This window comes from Falsigemmobacter faecalis (assembly GCF_003863335.1).
Classification (GTDB): domain Bacteria; phylum Pseudomonadota; class Alphaproteobacteria; order Rhodobacterales; family Rhodobacteraceae; genus Wagnerdoeblera; species Wagnerdoeblera faecalis.
Genome location: NZ_RRAZ01000029.1, coordinates 17,988 through 37,151 on the forward strand (window position 1 = coordinate 17,988; position 19,164 = coordinate 37,151).

A 19,164-nucleotide genomic window follows, 5' to 3' on the forward strand; every position below is an offset into this window, starting at 1 on the left:
GTCTCACCATGACCTGGAAAACCCTTGCCACCACCGCCCTTGCCGGCTGCCTGTTCGCTTTTGCCGGTCAGGCTGCGGACCTGCGCATCGCGCTGCAGGACGATCCTGACATGCTCGACCCGGCGCAGTCGCGCTCTTTTGTGGGGCGGATCGTCTATGCGTCGCTTTGCGATAAGCTGGTGGATGTGAACGAAAATGTTGAGCTGGTGCCGATGTTGGCCACCGACTGGGCCTTTTCGGACGACGGGCTGAAGCTGGTGATGAACCTGCGCGACGGCGTGACATTCCACGACGGCGAAGTGATGAACGCGGATGCGGTGGTCTATACCATCAACCGCAACATCAACCTGAAAGAAAGCCGCCGCAAGTCAGAGCTGGCCTCGATTGACTCGGTTGAGGCCACCGGCCCGCTGCAGGTCACCTTCACGCTGAAAAAGCCCGATGCCTCGCTGGTTGCCCAGCTGTCCGACCGCGCCGGCATGATCGTCTCGCCGAAAGCCGCAGAGGCGGCTGGCGCGAACTTCGGTGCGAACCCCGTCTGCGCAGGCCCGTTCAAATTCGTTGAGCGCGTGGCGCAGGACCGCATCGTTCTGGAGAAATTCGCCGATTACTGGAACGCGGATGCGATCCACCTGAACAAGGTGACCTTCCTGCCGATCCCGGATACCACCGTGCGTCTGGCCAACCTGCGTTCGGGCGATGTGCAACTGGTTGACCGGATTGCCGCCACCGATGCGGGCATCGTGCAGGGCGATGCCTCGCTCGGCTATGCCGAAGCGGTGGGCCTTGGCTCCATGGGCATGTATGTGAACATGGGCAATGGCCCGAATGCTGAAAAGCCGATGGGCCAGCACAAAGCGCTGCGTCAGGCCTTTTCGGCGGCGATCGACCGCGAGGCGATCAACCAGGTTGTCTTCTCGGGCGGCGCGCTGCCGGGCAACCAGCCCTGGCCGCCGACCTCGCCCTGGTACAACCAGGATCTGCCGGTGGAGCCGCGCGACATCGAAAAAGCCAAAGCCCTTGTGAAAGAGGCAGGCTTTGACCGTGTGGCCGTGACGCTGAAGCATCACAACAACCCGGTTGTCACTCAGACCATGCAGATGATCCAGGCCATGGTCGCAGAAGCAGGCTTTGACCTTTCGCTCCTGTCGACCGAATTTGCGACGCTGCTCGATAACCAATCCGCCGGTGATTATGAGCTGACCCGCTCGGACTGGTCGGGCCGTCCGGATCCGGATGGCAACGTTCACACCTTCTACCACTCGAAGGGTGGTCTGAACGATCCGAAGTATAACAACCCCGAAGTGGACCGCCTGCTCGATGAGGCCCGCGCCTCGACCGATCCGGTAGCCCGCAAAGCAAACTATGATGAATTTGCCGCCATCGTCACCGATGAGCTGCCGATCATCACCATCGGCCATCAGAAATACCTCTATGGCTTCACCGCAAAACTGGAGGGTTTCACCGCCTATCCGGATGCGATGATCCGCCTGCAGGGCGTGAAACTGAACGACTGATCCTGAAACCCGCCGCCTTCGGGTTCTTCCCGAAGGCGGCCCGTGCGGACCCCGGCCATGCATATCTTTCTCGCCAAGCGGCTGTTGGTGGCGATCCCCACCCTTCTGCTTGTTTCCGTTTTCGTCTTCTTCCTGCAAAAGCTGCTGCCCGGTGATCCGGTGCTGGCCCTGGCAGGCGAAGAACGTGATCCCGCCACTCTCGAAGCCATCCGCGAACAGCTGGGCTTCAATGATCCGCTGATCGTGCAATATCTGCGCTGGATCGGAGCGGCGCTGACCGGGGATCTCGGCACCTCTCTGCGCACCGGACAGCCGGTGCTGGAACTGATCGGGCAAAAGCTGCCCGTGACCCTGCAACTCGCCACTATGGCGCTTGGCATTGCCTTTCTCTTTGGCGTGCCCGCAGGCATCTATGCCGCCGTGCGCAAGCGCCGCGCGGGCGATTATACCGCGAATTTCATTGCCCTGACGCTGCTTTCGGTGCCGAATTTCTGGCTGGGGATCATGCTGATCCTGCTGGTTTCGGTGAACCTGAACTGGCTGCCCGCTTCGGGCTATGTCTCGCCGCTTGAGAATTTCGCGCTGTCGATGAAGACCATGATCATGCCCGCCCTGGTGCTGGCCACGGGTCTGGCGGCAACGCTGCTGCGTCACACCCGCTCGTCGATGATGGGGGTGCTGAAGTCCGACTATATCCGCACCGCGCGGGCCAAGGGCCTTGCGGGCCGCAATGTGGTGCTGGGCCATGCCTTCCGCAACGCGGTGCTGCCGATCATCACCCTGACGGCGCTGCTGTTCGGCGAACTGCTGGCAGGCGCGGTTCTGACCGAGCAGATCTTCACCATTCCGGGTTTCGGCAAGCTGATCGTCGATGCGGTCTTCACCCGCGATTATGCCGTGGTCCAGGGCGTGGTGCTTTGCACGGCGGCAGGTTTCATCCTGCTCAATATCATCGCTGACGTGCTTTACGTCCTTCTCAACCCGCGTCTGAGGGCCCAGCTGTGAGTTCTGCTGTTCAATCCCCCGCGCTGCCGAAAAAGCAGCCCTCCCGCGCCTGGCGCTCGTTGCGGCGCAATCCTTCGGCCATCATCGGCGCGCTGATCATTCTGCCGATCGCGCTGCTGGCGATCCTGGCACCGCTGCTGCCGATTGCCGATCCGAATGCCACCTCCTGGACCGCCATCCGCCTTGCGCCCAATGCGCAATATTGGATGGGCACCGATGAGATCGGCCGCGATATCTTCTCGCGGATGATCTGGGGCGCCCGCGCCTCGCTGCTGGCGGGCACGATTTCGGTGGCCATTGCGCTGGTGACCGGGGTGCCTTTGGGCCTTCTGGCGGGCTATTTCGGCGGCTGGGTCGATATGGTGATCTCGCGCATCACCGAGGCGCTGCTGGCGATGCCCTTCCTGATCATGGCCATTGCGCTTGCAGCCTTCCTCGGGCCGTCGCTGACCAATGCCATGATCGCCATCGGGCTTTCGGCCATGCCGATCATCATCCGTCTGACGCGAGGCCAGGTGCTGGCGGTGAAGGCGGAAGACTATGTCGAGGGCGCCCGCGCCGTGGGTCTTAACCACTTTGAGATCATGTCGCGCTATATTCTGCCCAATATCGTGCCGCCGATCATTGTGCAGGCCGCGCTGACCATCGCCACCGCGATCATTGCGGAAGCCTCGCTTTCCTTCCTCGGTCTGGGCCAACAGGCGCCCGCGCCCTCCTGGGGGTCGATGCTGAACACGGCGAAGAACTTCCTGAGCCAGGCCCCGACCTATGCCCTCTTCCCCGGCCTTGCGATTTTCCTTGTTGTGGTTGGCTTTAACCTTCTGGGCGACGGTCTGCGCGATGCGCTGGACCCCCGTGAACACTGAAGACGGACATTTGACATGAGCACTTTTACCACCCGCCCTGAGATCACCGGCACCTTTGGCGTGACCACCTCGACCCATTGGATCGCGACCGCCGTTGGCATGTCGATTCTCGAAAAAGGCGGCAATGCCTTTGACGCGACCGTCGCGACCGCACTGACGCTGATCGTGGTTGAGCCGCATCTGAACGGCTTTGGCGGCGATATGCCCGCCATTTTCTACAGCGAAAAAACCGGCAAGGTTGAGGTGATCTGCGCCCAGGGGCCCGCCCCTGCAGGTGCCACCATCGCGCATTATAAGGCTGAAGGCATTGATCTGATCCCCGGCGACGGGCTTCTCTCGACCGTGATCCCCGGCGCTTTCGACGGCTGGATGCTGATGCTGCGCGATTATGGCAGCATGTCGGTGCGGGAGGTCTTTGAGCCTGCAATCGGCTATGCCCGCGACGGCCATCCGCTGCTGGCGCGCGTCGCCAATACCATCAAAGATCTGGCGGAATTCTTTGAGAAGGAATGGCCGACCTCGCATGCGCATTGGCTGCCGGGCGGCAAAGCGCCTGAGGCCGGAAAGCTCTTCAAACAGCCGGAACTCGCCCGCACCTGGACCCGCATTGTTGAGGCCGCCGAGAAAGTGGACGGCCGTGAAGCGCAGATCGATGCCGCGCGTGACTTCTTCTACCGGGGTGAGATCGCGGCTGAGATGGCGGAATGGCTGAAGACCGCTGAGGTCATGGATGCCAGCGGCAGCAGGCACAAAGCCGTGCTGACGGCGGAGGATCTGGCGGGCTATAAAGCCACCATCGAGGCCCCGCTGACCTATGACTACGAAGGCTGGACGATCTGCAAACAGGGTCCCTGGGGCCAGGGCCCGGTCTTCGCCCAGACCCTCGCGCTCCTGAAGCACACCCATATTGCCACTATGGACCCGATGGGCGCGGAGTTCGTCCATACCGTCATCGAGGCCATGAAGCTCGCCTATGCCGACCGTGAGGTCTATTACGGCGATCCGGATTTTGCCGAGATCCCGATGGAGCATCTGCTGTCGGATGCCTATAACGCCGGGCGCGCAAAGCTGATCTCCGATCAGGCCTCGCTGGAGCTGCGCCCCGGCGTGGTGCCGGGCTTTGAAGCCCAGGTCGCGCTGGCCATGGAGATCCTTGGCGCGCAGAAGGGCCAGGCGGTCTATGAGCCGACCATGGCGCATCTTGCGACCGCTGAGGATAAAAACACCGAAAAACGCGGCGATACCGTGCATATCGATGTCATCGACCGCTGGGGCAATATGGTCTCGACCACGCCTTCGGGCGGCTGGCTGATGTCTTCGCCGATCATTCCGGGGCTGGGCTTCTGCCTGAACTCGCGCGCGCAGATGTTCTGGCTGAAAGAGGGTCTGCCGACCTCGCTCGCACCGGGCAAGCGCCCGCGCACCACGCTGACCCCCTCGCTCGCGCTGAAAGACGGCAGGCCGACGCTGGCCTTTGGCACGCCCGGCGGCGATCAGCAGGACCAGTGGCAGCTGGGCTTCTTCCTGCGCTATGTCCACACCGGGCTGAATCTGCAGCAGGTGATTGACGGGCCGCTGTTTCACAGCTCGCATTTCCCGGCCTCGTTCTATCCGCGCACCATGGATCCGGGCGTTATGATGATCGAAGACCGCATCGGTGCCGAGGCCATCGCCGATCTGAAAGCCCGCGGCCATAAGGTCACCGTCTCGGGCCCCTGGGACATTGGTCGTCTGACCGCTGCCCGCCGTGATGAGGACGGCCTTTTGCGCGCCGCCGCCACCCCCCGCCTGATGCAGGCCTATGCCGCAGGCCGCTGAGGCTTTGCGAGGAGTATGGTATCGTGACTGAACCCGTTCTGAGTGTCCGCAACCTCACCACCTCTTTCCGCACGGAAGCGGGCTGGAAATCGGTGGTGCGCAATATGGGGTTTGACATCCACGCCGGGGAAACCGTGGCTGTGGTGGGGGAATCGGGCTCCGGGAAATCGGTGACCTCGCTTTCGGTGATGCGGCTTCTTGATCCGCATGCGAGCCGGATTGAGGGGGAAGTGATCCTCAATGGCCGCAACCTGCTTGGGCTTTCTGAGCGCGGGATGCAGGATGTGCGCGGCAATGAAATCGCCATGATCTTCCAGGAGCCGATGACCTCTCTCAACCCCGCCTATACCGTGGGGCGGCAGATCGCCGAGGTGCTGATCCGCCACAAAGAGATGTCGAAAGACGAGGCCCGCCGCGCCGCCATCGCCATGATGGAGCGCGTGCGGATCCCCAATGCCGACCGCCGCTTTGACCAATATCCGCATGAGTTTTCCGGCGGGATGCGCCAGCGGGTGATGATCGCCATGGCGCTGGCAGCACGTCCGAAACTGCTGATCGCCGATGAGCCGACCACCGCGCTTGATGTGACGATCCAGGGACAGATCCTTGATCTGATCAAGGAGTTGCAGCAGGAAGAGGGTATGGCGGTTCTTTTCATCACCCATGATATGGGCGTGGTGGCTGAGATCGCGGACCGCACCGTGGTGATGTTCCGCGGCGATCAGGCCGAGACCGGCACCACGGAAAAGATCTTCCGTGACGCCGCGCACCCCTATTCCCGCGCGCTGCTGGCCGCCGTTCCGGCGCTTGGTGCGATGGAGGGGGCCGATAAACCGCTGCGCTTCCCGCGCGTCGATATGGCAAGCGGGGCGATCTCGCCGCTGCCGCCCCAGGCGCGTCCGGTGGATTACGCCGCGGCACCGCTGCTGTCTGTGAAAAACCTGGCGACGCGCTTTGACGTCAAATCGGGGCTTTTGAACCGCACCACGGGGGCCGTTCATGCGGTCGAGGGGGTCAGCTTTGATCTTTGGGCTGGCGAGACGCTGTCGCTGGTCGGGGAATCGGGCTGCGGGAAATCGACCACCGGCCGCTCAATCATGCGGCTGGTCGAGCCGCGCGGCGGTGAGATTTCGCTGCAAAGCCGCGATGTGCTGAAGCTCTCAGGCTCTGAGATGCAGGCCATGCGGCGCGATATCCAGATGATCTTCCAGGACCCTTTCTCCTCGCTGAACCCGCGGATGACAGTGGGCCAGGCGGTGGCCGAGCCGCTGATCAAACACGGCATCGCCAAGGGTCAGGCGGCGCGGGCACGGGCGGCGGAGCTTCTCGACCAGGTCGGGCTGAATTCGGCCATGATGGACCGTTACCCGCATGAGTTTTCCGGCGGGCAGCGCCAGCGGGTGGCGATTGCGCGGGTGCTGGGGCTGGAGCCGAAGGTCATTGTGGCGGATGAGTCCGTCTCGGCGCTGGATGTTTCGATCAAGGCGCAGGTCTGTAACCTGTTGATGGATCTGCAGGAACGTCTGGGGATCGCGTTTTTGTTCATCAGCCATGATATGGCGGTGGTCGAGCGCATCAGCCACCGGGTGGCGGTGATGTATCTCGGCGAAATCGTTGAGATCGGCCCGCGCGCGCAGGTCTTTGGCAATCCGCAGCATGACTATACCAAAAAGCTGATTGCTGCCGTGCCGGTGCCGGACCCGGACCGCCGCGCTTTGCGCCGCAACACGCCGGTGGATGAGCTGAAATCGCCGGTGCGGCCTTTGGGCTTTGTGCCGCCGGTGCGCAGCTACCGCGAAGCGGGACCGGGGCATTTCGTGATGAGTGCCTGATTTAAAAAAGCCCCCGCGCCTCACTGGCACGGGGGCTTTTTATTGGCGAGCGCCGGGGAGGGCTGCCTGCCCTCCCCGGACCCCACCCGGGAGTATTTTTAAAAAGCCAAAACCGCAGGCCGGGGGGCCTCAGGCGCGGATCCTTTGGGAGAGGATGGCGCAGACGACGAGTTGCAGCAGGTGAAAAACCATCAGCGGCAGCACGATCAGAGAGATATCCTGGCCTGCAAAGAGGATCCCGGCCATCGGCAGGCCCGTGGCGAGGCTTTTGGTGGAGCCGCAGTAGAAAAGCGCCAGAAGATCGGCCTTTGACATGCCCGCAAGGCGGCCGGCGCTGATGGCGATGCCTATGACGATCGCCAGAAGAGCGGCGCAAAAGCCAATGAGCATGAAGAGTTGCGCGGGCTGCACCACCTGCCAGATGCCGTTCACCACCCCCGCGGAGAAGGCGGAATAGACGATCAGCAGGATCGAGCCGCGGTCAACCACCAGGGTCGGAGTTTTGTATTTATTGAGGAAATTCGCCAAAAGCGGGCGACAAAGCTGGCCGATGGCGAAGGGCAGCAGGATTTGTTGCACGATTTTCCAGATCGCCGCAGGCTCAACCCCATAACCGCTGTTGCCGGGGATCAGCGTCATGAAGAGGAGGGGCGAAAGGATCACCCCGATCAGGTTGGAGATGGAAGCCGCGCAGACCGCGCCTGCGACATTGCCATTTGAGACGGAGGTGAAAGCGATTGAGCTTTGCACCGTTGAGGGCATGCAGCCAATATAGAGAAAGCCCACGCCGATGGCGACCGGCAGGCCCATGGCGATCATCGGCTTGAGTGCAAGGGTCAGCAGCGGGAAGAGCGCGAAGGTGCACAAAAGCACCCCGAGCTGCAGCTTCCAGTTCGCAAGCCCGGTGAGAATGGTCGCCGTAGAGAGCTTTGCGCCATAGATGAAGAAGAGGAGCGAGACGGCCCACCAGGTGATCTGGCGCAGGATCCCGGCGAACTCTCCGCGGGCCGGCGCGAAGGTGGCCAGCAGCACGGTGAGAACCAGGAGCATCATATAGCGGTCAAGGCCGAAGCGCCTGAGTGCGCCCTCGATCCGGCTGAGTGACATTGCGGCCTCCTGTGCAGACCCGACGATCCGGGTGTTGTATACGCTGGAAGCGCTGATACTCTGGTTATGTATGCATTCCAAGGGAAACTCCGCGATGACTCAGACGCTTGCTCTGCGACTGGCCGATCAGATCAGCTCAGATATTCTGACGGGACTTCTGCCCGCAGGCGCGCGCCTTGAAGAAGTCGCGCTGGCGGAGCGATTCGGCTGTTCGCGCACCCCCGTACGGGAGGCTTTGAGCGAGCTTTGCGCGCGCGGGCTGGCGCAGCGGCGCGCGGGGCGCGGGATGGAGGTGATCCGGCCCGACAGCGATCTCTTGCTCGATCAGTTTGAGGCGCTGGCTGAGATGGAGGGGCTTTTGGCCGGGATGGCGGCGCATCGCGGGACGCTGGCGGAGGTCATGGCGCTGGAGGAGCTTTCGCGGCGGATGGAGGCTGCAGAGGCGGCGGATTATCCGGATCTGAACCTGCAGCTTCATGAGCGGATCTGCGCAATGGCGGGCAATCGCGAGCTGGCACGGGTGGCCGGGGAGATGCGGCTACGGCTTGATGCCCTGCGCGGGGCGCAGCTGCGCTCAGACGCGCGGCGGCAGCGCTCGGCACTGGAGCATGCGGAGCTGGTGACGGCCATTGCGGCAAGGGACGCGCCGCTGGCCGGCCGGATCATGCGCGATCACCTGCGGGCCTCGGCGCGGGCCTCGCTGGCGGTGCTGGCGGCGGCGGCGGAAAGCGCGTAACCTCGGCCGCCGTAAGGAGGCCGTCTATGGTCACAAAAATTCTTGTTGCGGGCGCGGGTTCCATCGGGCGGCGTCATGCGGAAAACCTGGCCGCGCTTGGGGCTGAGGTCACGCTGAAGGGCTGGCGCGGCTGGGGACTTGCGGGGCTTGAGGCCGATCTGGCAGACCATGATGCGCTGGTGGTGGCCACGGCCACCGATCTGCGGCTGCCGTTGATTGAGATCGCCGCGCGGATGGACAAGCCGCTCTTCATCGAGAAGCCGCTGGCCTTTCAGCGCGATGAGCTGGCGGTGATTGCCGATGTGACGCGCGCCGTCGCCGATCGCTCGATGCTGGGCTATATGATGCGCTATCATCCGGCGTTCCGGGTGCTGGCGGCAACGGACCTCTCTGATATTTTTCAGTTTTCCCTGACCATCGGGCATGATGTGACGCAGTGGCGGCAGAACTGGCGCTTCTCAGAAAGCTATGCGGCGCGGGCCGAGGGCGGCGGCGTGCTGCTGGATCTGTGTCATGAGCTGGATATGGCGGCCTGCCTGTTTCCGGGCCTTGCACCGGTCATGGTGGAGGCACAGGGTCATGCGGCCTATCCGGGGGTGGATATGGCCAGCCGCATCTCACTGCGCAATACGCAGGTGACCGGTGAGGTGACCATGGATTACCTGACGCCGCGCATGCACCGCCAGGCGATCCTGCGCGGCACCCGCGCGCGGCATCAGTTTGACTATGTGGCGCAGGACTACCGCACAGAGACCCTCTCGGGCGTGACGCAGCATGACCGCCCGCTGGAGCGCAACGCCATGTTCATGGCGATCTCGCGCGATTTTCTGGCGCTGGTCGAAGGCCGCGCCCCCTCAGATATTGAACATCTGCCCCGGCTGGATCTGGCGCTGGCTTCGGCCCGCCTGGTCGCTGACTGCTGGCAGACCCGCTCTTTCATTGGAACCATCGATAAGGAACTCCCATGATCCTTGGTCATATCGGCGCGCGCAAAGGCTCTAAGGGCGTGCCGCGCAAGAACTTTCGTGAGATCTGCGGCAGGCCGCTGATCGACTGGTCGCTCGATCAGCTTTTCGCGCATCCTTCGGTCGATGCGGTCGTGGTCTCGACCGACGATGAGGAAATCTATGAGCATGCCATCGCCAAAGGCGCGCTGAAGATCGGGCTGCGCCCGGATCATCTGGCGACCGACGGGGCGGGCAAATGGGGCGTCTGGCAACATGCGCTGGAGGTCTCTCAGCCGCTTCTGGATGCGTCGGTTGAGGCCTTTCTGGACCTCGACTGCACCTCGCCGCTGCGGCTGGCGGAGGATATCACCAATGCGCTGATCCTCTTTGATGAGCAGGACCCCGATATGGTGATGTCCTGCTGTGAGGCGCGCAAGAACCCCTATTTCAACCTCGTTGAGCCCGATGCCAGCGGCGCTTTGCATGTCTCAAAACCGCTGCCGGGGGGCGTGGTTGCGCGCCAACAGGCGCCGGTGGTCTATGAGCATGCGGCTTCGACCTATGTGGTCTCGCCGGAGTATCTGCGGCGCTCCAAGGGCTTGTGGGAGGGGCGCGTGATCCCCTTCCTGATGCCGCCTGAGCGCTGCGTGGATATCGACAGCGAGTTTGATTTCCGTCTTGTCGAATTTTTGCTGAAAGAGGCGCAGAATGGCTGAGCAACTTACGGGCCGCACCGTTTTCATCACCGGCTCGGGCGGGGTGCTGGGCAGCACCTATGTCCGCCGCATGCTGGATGAGGGCGCGCGGGTCATCGGGTCGGATCTTCCCGGCCATCGCGCCGAGGCGCTGAAAGAGGCCCATGCCGGCAATGAGAACTTCCGCTTTTATGAGCTGGATGTCTCGGAAGAAGATCAGGTCACTGAGATCTTCAAACGCATCCTGGCCGACGGCTGGGAGCCGAATGTCGTTCTGAACAATGCCGCCATCACCGGGGAACTCCTGATGGGCGCGGGCAAGGGCTTTCCGGATTTCGCCGATCTTGAGGTGAAGGACTGGGAAAAGACCATGCGCACCAATCTGACCGCGCCCTTCATGGTCGCCCGTCAGATGGACCGCGATATTGTGGGCAAATATCCCTGCACGCTGATCAATGTGGCCTCGATGTATGCGCTGAACGGCGCGCATCACCGCATCTATGACGGCATGCCGTTTAAGAACTTCTCGGCTTATGGCGTCTCAAAAGCGGGCATCCACGGGCTGACGCTCTGGCTGGCGGGCTATTGGGCGGACCGGGGTGCAACGGTGAATACCATCGCGCCGGGGGCCGTCTTCAACGGTCACTCCGATGAATTCCAGCGCCGCGTGGGCGAGCTGATCATGCTCAACCGCATGGCAAAGCCCGATGAGATCGCCGATGCGATGCTCTTCCTGGCCTCGAAGGCCGCGGGCTATATGACCGGGCAGCTGGTCAATGTGGATGGCGGCTTCTCGGGCTGGTAAGTCTTTGTAAAGAAAGCCCCGGCAGATCACTCTGCCGGGGCTTTTCTTATTTTTGCAGCCAGGGCTGCAGCGCTTCCATGGCGCGGCGGGTGCCGCCGGAATGTTCTTCAAGGAAAGCCGTGATCTGATCGGGCCTGGGGCCAGGCCAGCCCTCTGCGCTGAAGGCGCGCAGCACCTGATCGGGGCCGACCTGCAGGCAGACGCCCGCGCGGATCGCCTCGACCGCAGGATATTCGATGGTGGAAATATCGGGGCCGACCACCACGGGTTTGCCAAGCGCCAGCGGCTCAATGATATTATGCGAGCCTTTCGGGGTGAAACCGCCGCCCACCAGAACCCGGTCGGTCAGGGAGAGGTAGAAATACATCTCGCCAATGCTGTCGCCCAGCAGCAGATCAATCTGCGCCGGATCCTTCAGCGTCAGATCTTTGTCAAAAAGCTCTGAGCGGCGGGCGAAATTGACGCCCATTTCTGTCAGCGCCTCTGCCATGGGGGCAAAGCGCTCTGGCGCGCGCGGCACCAGCACGATCAGCGGGCGCGGGGTCAGCTCTGTCAGCGCCCGCGCGATGGCCGAGAGGATCAACTCCTCCTCCCCCTCAACGATTGAGGCGAGGCCAATGACCGGACGCCCCTGCGCCAGTGCGGCAAGCGCCAGCGCGCCCTTTTCCAGATGAGCGGGCGGGATCGGCTGATCAAACCGCAACTCACCCGTCACAAAAATCGGCTCAACGCCCACCTCGCGAAAGCGCTCGCGCTGCAGCTCGGACTTCACCAGCGCCCCGGCAAAGCGGCGCATGACGGCGGGGCGCAGCGGAAAACCCCGGTCGCGCATCATCGAATTCAGCGGATAGCCCGCGTTGCACATCAACAGCGGCACGCCATGATCGCGGGCCGATTGCACCATGCGCGGCCAGATCTCAACCTCCATCACAAGGCCGAGTTTGGGGGCAAAGGCATTAAAGAAGCGTTTAAAGCAGCGCTCCAGTTCCAGCGGCACCCAGACGACCTGCACGGCTTCTCCCGCGAAAACCCGCTCGGCCTCTCGCCGTCCGGCGGGGGTGAAACAGGTGATCAGCAGATGCTCTCCGGCCTCCAGCATGGCGCGCATCAAAGGCACCGCCGAGCGCACCTCGCCAAGGCTGACCGCGTGAAACCAGACCGCACCCCTGCGCGGGGTCTCATAGCGGCCAAAGCGCTCAGGCAGATGCTGCGCGTAAAGCGGATCTTTCTTCGCGCGTTTGCGCAGATAGCCCCGGATCAGCGGCAGCGAGACGGTCCAGAGCGCGGACCAGAACAGCAAAAACGCCCGCATTATGCCACCAGATCCAGCAGATCCCGCGCCAGCGGCCGCAGGCTGCCCCGCGCCGCATGGACGATCTGCGAGGCCCGCGACCGCTGCGGCATATGATCCGCCTGCAGCGCCGCGAGAAGGTTGCCTTCCGTCACCGGAAGGGCGGCGCCCGAGACATCCAACTGCGCGAAATCAGCGGCGAAATTGGCGGTGCGCGGCCCGTGCAGCACGGCGGCGCCAAGTGCCAGCGGCTCCCAGGGGTTATGCCCCTCAATCCTGCAGAAGGTGCCGCCGATCAGCGCCACCGGGATCAGGCGATACCACAGGCCCAGCTCGCCAAAGGTATCGGCGATCCAGACCGCCGCCTGGCCTGGCCCCTCACCTTTGGAACGCTGCGCCACGGTCAGACCCATGGCCCGGGCGGCCGCCGCAATCTCAGAGGCGCGCTGCGGATCGCGCGGCGCGATGACCAGAAGCTGCGCCGGATCGCCGGCGTGAAGCTGCACCTGCGCCTTCAGGGCAATCGCCTCATCCGTCTGATGCGAGGAGGCCAGAAGCCAGGGCCTGCGCCCCTCCAGCGCCACCCGTGCAAGCTCCAGGGCGTTCTTATCGGCGGCCAGCGGCGGAGCTGCAGATTTCAGCGAGCCCGTCACCTCAACCGCCTGCGCCCCCAGCTTTTTGAGGTTGGCTGCCGTCACCGCATCCTGGGCAGTAATCAGACGGAAGCGCTTGAGAAGATTGCCATAAAGGCTTTTCGCCTTTTCGCGACGCGCGAAGGCCGCGTCATTCATCCGCGCATTCACCATGGCCAGCGGAATCCCCGCCCGGTCGGCCGCAACCACTGCACCGGGCCAGAGGTCCTGCTCTGCCCAGATCGAAAGGCTGGGTTTCCAGTGGTCAAGAAACTTCGCCAGATATTGCGGCGCATCGACCGGCAGGAACTGATGGCGGGTGCGGCGCGGCAGTTGCCCGCCCATCACCTCAGCCGAGGACCGCGCGGTAGAAGTCACCAGAAACTCAACATCCGGGCGCAGATCGGCCAGTTGCACGATCAGCCCGCGCAGGGCCAGCACCTCACCCACGCCCACGGCATGCAGCCAGATGACCGGCGCATCGGGGCGCGGAAGTGTCGGCTCTCCCAGCTTTTCACGCCAGCGCGCGGCCTCTTCTTTGCCCTTTGCCAGGCGGCGGGCCAGCAGCTTTGGCGCGACCAGCGGCAGAAGGCGCGAGGCCGCAAGATAGGCCTGAAGCTGCAGGCTCATGCGCTGTGATCCTCAAAGGCCTTTTGCAGCGAGCGGGTCCAGAAACCGGGATCATTCAGCACCTTAAGGAACTGATCCGAGGCCAACCCCTCACCAAAACCCGCATCACGGCCATGGTTTTTGCCCCATTGATTGGTCAAAAACCCAAGGATCACCCCACGGTCCGAGGCCTTCACAGAAGTCACCGACCCGGCTTCCGAGCGGTTCGACTGCCGCGTGCCGACATCCAGCGAGGGCAGCCCCAGGAAGGGCGCTTCGCGGACCCCGGCCGAGGAGTTGCCCACCATGCAGGAGGCGTTTTTCATCAGCTCCGAGAAATGCGCAAACCGCATCGAGGGCAGCACCCGGAAACGCTCTTCCGGCAGGCTCTTCAGCACCGCGAAAATCCCGTCAGAGCCGGGATCATTGTTCGGTGCAACCACCACGAAATTGCGCCGCGACTCGGTCAGAGCGCCGAAAAGCGCTTCGGCCTGCGCGCCCATGGTGGCCTGCTCAGAGGTCACCGGATGGAAGATCGCGATGCCGAAGTCCTTGAAAGGAATTGCATAACGCGCCTTCACCTCATCGAGCGTCACCCCGGAGGGGCGGGCGTGGAAATCCAGTTCGGGAGAGCCGATGACATGGATCACATCCTCCGGCTCGCCCAGCGACATCACCCGCCGCTTCGCCTGTTCAGAGGAGACGAAGTGATGGGTGCAGAGCTTGGTGCAGCAGTGACGGAAGACCTCATCAATGGTGCCCGAGACCTCACCGCCCTCAATATGCGCCGAGCGGATGTAATTGGTCGCCGAGACCATGGCCCCCGCCACCGCCTCAATGCGGTCGCCGTGAATGACGATCAGATCGGGGCGATGCTCGGCGAGATAATCCGAAAATCCGATGACGGTTTTCGCCAGGATCACATCCTGCGGATCGCCGGGGCGCTGGTTGAGAAAGCCGTGGCTTTTGACGCCGGGCATCCGCTCGACCTCCAGCCGGGTCAGGCCGTAGCGGTCCATCATATGCATGCCGGTCACGAAAAAGCTGACCTCATGGCCCGCATCCCGCGCCGCAGCGGCCAGGGGTTCAAGCTTGCCGAAATCTGCCCGGGTGCCGGTGAGAAAGAGGATTTTACGGGTCACAAAGTACGCTCCGCATTGGCGGGTGGGTTGCGCTCATAGTCTTCGACCATCGCGCGGAACTCCGACAGAAGGTCAGGCGGCGGCGGCGCAATCAGCCCGCTGTCGATGCCACGAAGAATTTGCATGCGCATCCGGTGGAAAAAGGCCTGCGAGTTTTTCTTCACATAGGCTGTGCCGAAAAGCCGGTCCGCCGCAAGCGGGAAGCCCACATTGAAGGGCCGCCGCAGCGCCACGGCTTTGACATGGGCCAGCGCCTGAGCGCGCCAGTCGGGCGAGCCGTCATAGCCCGCCAGCAGCGCCGCGCCGTCGCGGGCATGGTGTTCATCGGCATAAACGGCGTAATCGAGGGCAAGGCGCAGATCTTCGACCCCGGCCTCCTCCATGGCCTGCAGGAACTCCTGGCGGCGGATCATGCCCTTCAGGCGCAGACCGCGCTCCATGAGACAGGTCGAGAAACCCACCTCGCCGTGTTTGATGGTATAGGATTTGTCGCTCGACATCCGGTAGCCCTGCCAGAAGGCCTGAAAAGCCTCACTGCGGGCAGCCGCGCCGGAGAAGAGGAAGAAATAGGACTCGAGCTGGCGGGTCTCAAAGCTTTCCGCGCCACTGGCGTCGCGGCGCAGCTTCTGGTCCTGGTTGAGGCCCAGGCCGTCAAGGCCCTCTGCCTCCAGCGCGGCCTCCATCTGCGCCAGCGGGTCGCCCTGAAAGGGGAACCAGACGCTGTCGTTCATGATGATCAGCCGGTCAGGCGTTACGCCCTGGCGGTTGAGAATGCGCAGGCCGTCACGGTAGCCGCCGAAGTCATAGCCGAAATTCGGCCGCTCCAGCACCTGCCAGCACAGGGCCGTCAGCCGCGCCAGATCGCCCTCTGGCAGCGGGGTGTTCAGCACCGCCAGCACCGCATAGCCGTGGCGGGTCAGATATTCGATGGTGTGAAAGATTGAGGCCGGAAGGCCGCGGGGCTGATAGATGACCAACAAAGCCACCTTCGGCCCCGGCAGAGCCGCGCCCGGGATCAGGCGGGTGGCCTGATCGAAATTGGCGTCATATTCCGCCAGCGTTTTATCATGGCGCAGCTGCCCCGGCAGCTGGCGCAACCGGCGCGGCAGATCCTGCAGCTGAAAGACCAGGCGTTTCAGCTCACGTTTCACTTTCCAGAGGGGCAGAGCCATGGCGTTCAGATCCGCTTCAGCAGTTTGAATTTCAGCAGCATGGCCAGCCTGCGCCCGTAATTGCCGCCGCGCATGGCATAATTGCGCCAGCGCTGGTGCTTTGGCGGCTTTTTCACCGCTTCAAAGTTGCGCCCGTTGATGGTGCTGAGACCGCCGTCATCGACATGGCTGGGGAAAGGCTCCAGCCCCAGCAGGCGGAAATCATGCGCCCACCAGCGCGTCGCCTCATAATCGACCGGCAGCCGGATCGGCAGCACCCGGGCGACCAGCTTTTGCGCCAGAGCGCGGGTGATCAGATAGGCCCCGAAGCCCGTCGCCGGACCGAGATAGAGGTTGAAATCATAGCCCCCGGCATTGAACTGCGTCACCGGCACTTTCGCGCGGATTTTATTCAGCTTCAGCATATCCCAGCGCGACTGCTGCGACAAAGCCACCTCAAGGGCGGCTTTGAAATCGTCGTGGAAGACGACATCATCCTCCATGACCAGCGCCACTTCGGCATCACTGGCCAGAAAGGCCTCCCAGACGCGCAGATGCGACAGGAAGACCCCGATCTCTCCCGGCAGGATCTCGCGCGCCATCTGGCGGCAAAAGGCGGGCGCATCGACAAAGCGCCCGGCCAGTGACGCGTCCGCCCTGCCATCCACCCCGGAAAAGCGCGACACCGCGAAGGGCAGATCCAGCGCGGCAAGCCGCGCCTCCATCGCTTCGCGGCGCTCTGTCGAGCGGTCGAGGTTGATATACCAGGCTGCAAGCCGCGTCAGATCATTACTCACGCCAGATCCGCCCACTTCAGCTGGGTGTTGCGGGTGACCGCGCGGGTCAGGCGCTTGCCCACCACCTGGTCAAACTCATAGGCCGGGATTTCGCCCGAGCCGGGGCGGCGGGCCCAGATATCGGCCTCAGTGATCACATGGCCCTCGGGCAGGTCTTTATCCGCCACGACCGAGCCACGGGCGAAGCGGTAGACGTCTTCCTCCGGCGCGGTGCGCTGTTTGGGGTTATTGGCCGCGATCCAGATCTCTTTTGAGCGGTCGACCAGGTGGCGCAGCTCAGACGGGTCCATCGAATTGATGATATCGGGACCCTTGCGGTAGCGGGTGTCGGTGTAATGCCGCTCCAGGATCGAGGCCCCCAGCGCGACCGAGGCCAGCGCCATCTCCGGCCCGATCGAGTGATCCGAGAAGCCCACAACCGCATTGGGGAAGGCCTCTTTCAGATCGCTCACGCCCTTCAGAGAGACAATCTCGGGCGGCGAGGGATAGAGGTTGGTGCATTCCAGCAGCGCATATTCAATGCCCGCATCTTCCAGGATCTGCACCGAGGCCCGCACCGAGTCGATGGTCTGCATGCCGGTCGACAGGATCACCGGTTTGCCCTTGGACGCGATGTGGCGGATCAGCGGCAGGTTATCCGCCTCTCCCGAGCCGATCTTATAGGCCGGCACGTCGAGCGTTTCGAGGAACTCACAGGCTGCGCGCGAAAACGGCGTCGAGATCCAGATCATGCCCAGCTCTTCGCAGTACCGCTTCAGCTCGGCTTCTTCGTCGAGGGTCAGGGTGTTGCGCTGCATCACCTCCCAGATCGAGACATCGGCATTCGGCGGGAAGATCGATTTCGCCTCCTCCGTCATCTCATCTTCGATGATATGGGTCTGATGCTTGATCATCTCACACCCCGCGAGAGCCGCCAGGCGGGCCATCTCTTTGGCGACCGAGAGGTCCCCGCCGTGGTTGATGCCGATCTCGGCGATCACGAGCGGCGGAAAGTCCGGGCCGATACCACGGCCAGCGATGGTGATGTTGCGGGGCATTTGGCTCTCCCGGAGCATGTGAACCTGTCAGATTTCTGCTGCCCCATGACGCCCTGGCTGTCAAGAAGACCCCCGGCCCCTTCCCCTGCGCAGGCGGAAACCCGATATAGGGGGAAACGGCCAACCCTCGCCTCCGGCTCCCGCCTGAGGTAGATCACAGGGAAACGGGCTGCGCTCAGAAAGGATCAGAACATGTCGGGAACCGATCCGGAAACGGCCTCGCGCCTTGTCGCGCAGCGCGTGCTGCGGGTGGAAGCCGCCGCACTTGAGCGGCTGGCCGCGGAGCTGCCTGCGGATTTCGCGGGCGCGGTGCAGATGATCCTGAATGCAAAGGGGCGTCTGATCGTCTCGGGCATGGGGAAATCGGGCCATATCGGCAAGAAGATCGCGGCGACCCTCGCCTCGACCGGCACGCCCTCGTTCTTTGTGCATCCGGCAGAGGCCAGCCACGGCGATCTGGGGATGGTGACGCCGGATGATCTGTGTCTGATGATCTCGAACTCGGGCGAAACCTCAGAGCTGGGGGATCTGATTGCGCATTGTAAGCGCTTTTCCGTGCCGATCATCGGCATCAGCCGGGTGGCGGGCAGCACGCTGATGACGGCGGCGACTTTGCGCCTTCTGCTGCCCGATGCGCCCGAGGCCTGTTCCATCGGCATGGCGCCCACCACCTCGACCACGCTGACGCTGGCGCTTGGCGATGCGCTGGCGGTGGCGCTGATGGAGGCGCGCGCCTTCCGGCCCGATCAGTTCCGCACCTATCACCCGGGCGGCAAGCTGGGCGCGCGTCTGGCCACCGTGGCGCAGCTGATGCACCGCGAAGCGCCGCTGCCGCTGGTCACAAAGGCCACCCCCATGCAGGAGGTCATTCTGGAGATGACCGCGCGGGGCTATGGCATCGCGGGGGTGCTGGATGAGGCCGGACGCCTTTGCGGCGTGATCTCAGACGGCGACCTGCGGCGCAATATCGCGGGGCTTTTTGATTTGAGCGCCGGTGAGGTGGCGACGAAAGGCCCTGTCACCGTGACCCCCGGCCAGCTTGCGGCAGAGGCCCTTGCGGTGATGAATGCCCGCAAGATCACCGCGCTTTTTGCCACCGATGCGGATGCAAAACCGCTTGGTATCCTCCATATCCATGACTGCCTGCGCGCAGGCGTTGCGTGAGCCCTGAAAGGAC

The 19,164-nt window shown here is 63.3% G+C and carries 17 protein-coding genes; 10 read left to right on the top strand and 7 right to left on the bottom strand.

Annotated elements, in window-relative coordinates:
• Positions 1-8: 8 nt before the first annotated feature.
• From EG244_RS16190 to EG244_RS16210, 5 genes are read left to right on the top strand one after another with little or no spacing between them, the layout of a single operon-like run.
• A complete protein-coding gene (locus EG244_RS16190; RefSeq protein ID WP_124966224.1) occupies positions 9-1,517 on the top strand; it encodes an ABC transporter substrate-binding protein in 1,509 nt (502 codons plus the stop codon).
• A 57-nt stretch (positions 1,518-1,574) separates the two neighbouring features.
• Entirely contained in the window at positions 1,575-2,522 is a 948-nt protein-coding gene (locus EG244_RS16195; protein WP_124966225.1) for an ABC transporter permease, read from the top strand.
• On the top strand, positions 2,519-3,388 hold the full coding sequence (locus EG244_RS16200) for an ABC transporter permease (RefSeq protein WP_199738006.1): 870 nt from the start codon (positions 2,519-2,521) through the stop codon (positions 3,386-3,388). The genes EG244_RS16195 and EG244_RS16200 overlap by 4 nt, the downstream gene beginning before the upstream one ends.
• A gap of 15 nt (positions 3,389-3,403) precedes the next feature.
• Positions 3,404-5,206, top strand: coding sequence for a gamma-glutamyltransferase family protein (locus EG244_RS16205; protein ID WP_124966226.1), 1,803 nt, complete (start codon positions 3,404-3,406; stop codon positions 5,204-5,206).
• A gap of 20 nt (positions 5,207-5,226) precedes the next feature.
• Positions 5,227-7,038, top strand: coding sequence for an ABC transporter ATP-binding protein (locus tag EG244_RS16210; RefSeq protein ID WP_124966227.1), 1,812 nt, complete (start codon positions 5,227-5,229; stop codon positions 7,036-7,038).
• 129 nt (positions 7,039-7,167) lie between these two features.
• Here EG244_RS16210 and EG244_RS16215 read toward each other — a convergent pair whose 3' ends face one another.
• Positions 7,168-8,145 carry a bile acid:sodium symporter family protein gene (locus EG244_RS16215; RefSeq protein WP_124966228.1) on the bottom strand — a complete coding sequence of 326 codons (978 nt, stop codon included), beginning with the start codon at positions 8,143-8,145 and terminating at the stop codon, positions 7,168-7,170.
• Positions 8,146-8,239: 94 nt separating this feature from the next.
• Here EG244_RS16215 and EG244_RS16220 point away from each other — a divergent pair, with 94 nt between their 5' ends.
• Genes EG244_RS16220 through EG244_RS16235 form a run of 4 tightly spaced genes read left to right on the top strand, consistent with a single transcriptional unit; the run spans position 8,240 to position 11,328 of the window.
• Complete coding sequence (locus EG244_RS16220) at positions 8,240-8,881, top strand: GntR family transcriptional regulator (RefSeq protein ID WP_158617334.1); 642 nt, start codon at positions 8,240-8,242, stop codon at positions 8,879-8,881.
• 26 nt (positions 8,882-8,907) lie between these two features.
• Positions 8,908-9,849 (top strand): Gfo/Idh/MocA family protein, encoded by a 942-nt coding sequence (locus EG244_RS16225; RefSeq protein ID WP_124966230.1) that lies wholly within the window; start codon positions 8,908-8,910, stop codon positions 9,847-9,849.
• Positions 9,846-10,544 (top strand): acylneuraminate cytidylyltransferase family protein, encoded by a 699-nt coding sequence (locus EG244_RS16230; protein ID WP_124966231.1) that lies wholly within the window; start codon positions 9,846-9,848, stop codon positions 10,542-10,544. The genes EG244_RS16225 and EG244_RS16230 overlap by 4 nt, the downstream gene beginning before the upstream one ends.
• Positions 10,537-11,328 (top strand): SDR family NAD(P)-dependent oxidoreductase, encoded by a 792-nt coding sequence (locus tag EG244_RS16235; protein ID WP_124966232.1) that lies wholly within the window; start codon positions 10,537-10,539, stop codon positions 11,326-11,328. Before EG244_RS16230 ends, EG244_RS16235 begins: the two co-directional genes overlap by 8 nt.
• A gap of 46 nt (positions 11,329-11,374) precedes the next feature.
• Here the strand turns inward: EG244_RS16235 and EG244_RS16240 are convergent, their stop codons facing one another.
• The 6 genes from EG244_RS16240 to EG244_RS16265 are packed head-to-tail and all read right to left on the bottom strand — an operon-like array spanning position 11,375 to position 17,987.
• Positions 11,375-12,628, bottom strand: a complete 1,254-nt coding sequence (locus tag EG244_RS16240) for a 3-deoxy-D-manno-octulosonic acid transferase (protein WP_233589041.1) — start codon at positions 12,626-12,628, stop codon at positions 11,375-11,377.
• A gap of 11 nt (positions 12,629-12,639) precedes the next feature.
• Positions 12,640-13,881, bottom strand: coding sequence for a 3-deoxy-D-manno-octulosonic acid transferase (locus tag EG244_RS16245; protein ID WP_124966234.1), 1,242 nt, complete (start codon positions 13,879-13,881; stop codon positions 12,640-12,642).
• Positions 13,878-15,002 carry a UDP-N-acetylglucosamine 2-epimerase gene (gene neuC, locus EG244_RS16250; protein WP_124966235.1) on the bottom strand — a complete coding sequence of 375 codons (1,125 nt, stop codon included), beginning with the start codon at positions 15,000-15,002 and terminating at the stop codon, positions 13,878-13,880. Before neuC ends, EG244_RS16245 begins: the two co-directional genes overlap by 4 nt.
• Positions 14,999-16,174, bottom strand: a complete 1,176-nt coding sequence (locus tag EG244_RS16255; RefSeq protein ID WP_124966236.1) for a rhamnan synthesis F family protein — start codon at positions 16,172-16,174, stop codon at positions 14,999-15,001. Before EG244_RS16255 ends, neuC begins: the two co-directional genes overlap by 4 nt.
• Before the next feature lie 5 nt (positions 16,175-16,179).
• Entirely contained in the window at positions 16,180-16,950 is a 771-nt protein-coding gene (locus tag EG244_RS16260) for a glycosyltransferase family 25 protein (RefSeq protein ID WP_124966237.1), read from the bottom strand.
• On the bottom strand, positions 16,947-17,987 hold the full coding sequence (locus EG244_RS16265; RefSeq protein WP_199738008.1) for an N-acetylneuraminate synthase family protein: 1,041 nt from the start codon (positions 17,985-17,987) through the stop codon (positions 16,947-16,949). The genes EG244_RS16260 and EG244_RS16265 overlap by 4 nt, the downstream gene beginning before the upstream one ends.
• Positions 17,988-18,179: 192 nt before the next feature.
• Here EG244_RS16265 and EG244_RS16270 point away from each other — a divergent pair, with 192 nt between their 5' ends.
• Complete coding sequence (locus EG244_RS16270; protein ID WP_124966238.1) at positions 18,180-19,151, top strand: KpsF/GutQ family sugar-phosphate isomerase; 972 nt, start codon at positions 18,180-18,182, stop codon at positions 19,149-19,151.
• The last annotated feature ends 13 nt before the right edge of the window (positions 19,152-19,164 follow it).

What these genes read in the sequence shown, in the direction of transcription:
- EG244_RS16225 (WP_124966230.1), top strand. Translation starts at nt 8,908, where the DNA reads ATGGTCACAAAAATTCTTGTTGCGGGCGCGGGTTCCATCGGGCGGCGT.
- EG244_RS16195 (WP_124966225.1), top strand. Translation starts at nt 1,575, where the DNA reads ATGCATATCTTTCTCGCCAAGCGGCTGTTGGTGGCGATCCCCACCCTT.
- EG244_RS16265 (WP_199738008.1), bottom strand. Translation starts at nt 17,987, where the DNA reads ATGCCCCGCAACATCACCATCGCTGGCCGTGGTATCGGCCCGGACTTT.
- EG244_RS16205 (WP_124966226.1), top strand. Translation starts at nt 3,404, where the DNA reads ATGAGCACTTTTACCACCCGCCCTGAGATCACCGGCACCTTTGGCGTG.
- EG244_RS16235 (WP_124966232.1), top strand. Translation starts at nt 10,537, where the DNA reads ATGGCTGAGCAACTTACGGGCCGCACCGTTTTCATCACCGGCTCGGGC.
- EG244_RS16215 (WP_124966228.1), bottom strand. Translation starts at nt 8,145, where the DNA reads ATGTCACTCAGCCGGATCGAGGGCGCACTCAGGCGCTTCGGCCTTGAC.
- EG244_RS16220 (WP_158617334.1), top strand. Translation starts at nt 8,240, where the DNA reads ATGACTCAGACGCTTGCTCTGCGACTGGCCGATCAGATCAGCTCAGAT.
- EG244_RS16270 (WP_124966238.1), top strand. Translation starts at nt 18,180, where the DNA reads ATGTCGGGAACCGATCCGGAAACGGCCTCGCGCCTTGTCGCGCAGCGC.
- EG244_RS16190 (WP_124966224.1), top strand. Translation starts at nt 9, where the DNA reads ATGACCTGGAAAACCCTTGCCACCACCGCCCTTGCCGGCTGCCTGTTC.
- EG244_RS16245 (WP_124966234.1), bottom strand. Translation starts at nt 13,881, where the DNA reads ATGAGCCTGCAGCTTCAGGCCTATCTTGCGGCCTCGCGCCTTCTGCCG.
- EG244_RS16255 (WP_124966236.1), bottom strand. Translation starts at nt 16,174, where the DNA reads ATGGCTCTGCCCCTCTGGAAAGTGAAACGTGAGCTGAAACGCCTGGTC.
- EG244_RS16230 (WP_124966231.1), top strand. Translation starts at nt 9,846, where the DNA reads ATGATCCTTGGTCATATCGGCGCGCGCAAAGGCTCTAAGGGCGTGCCG.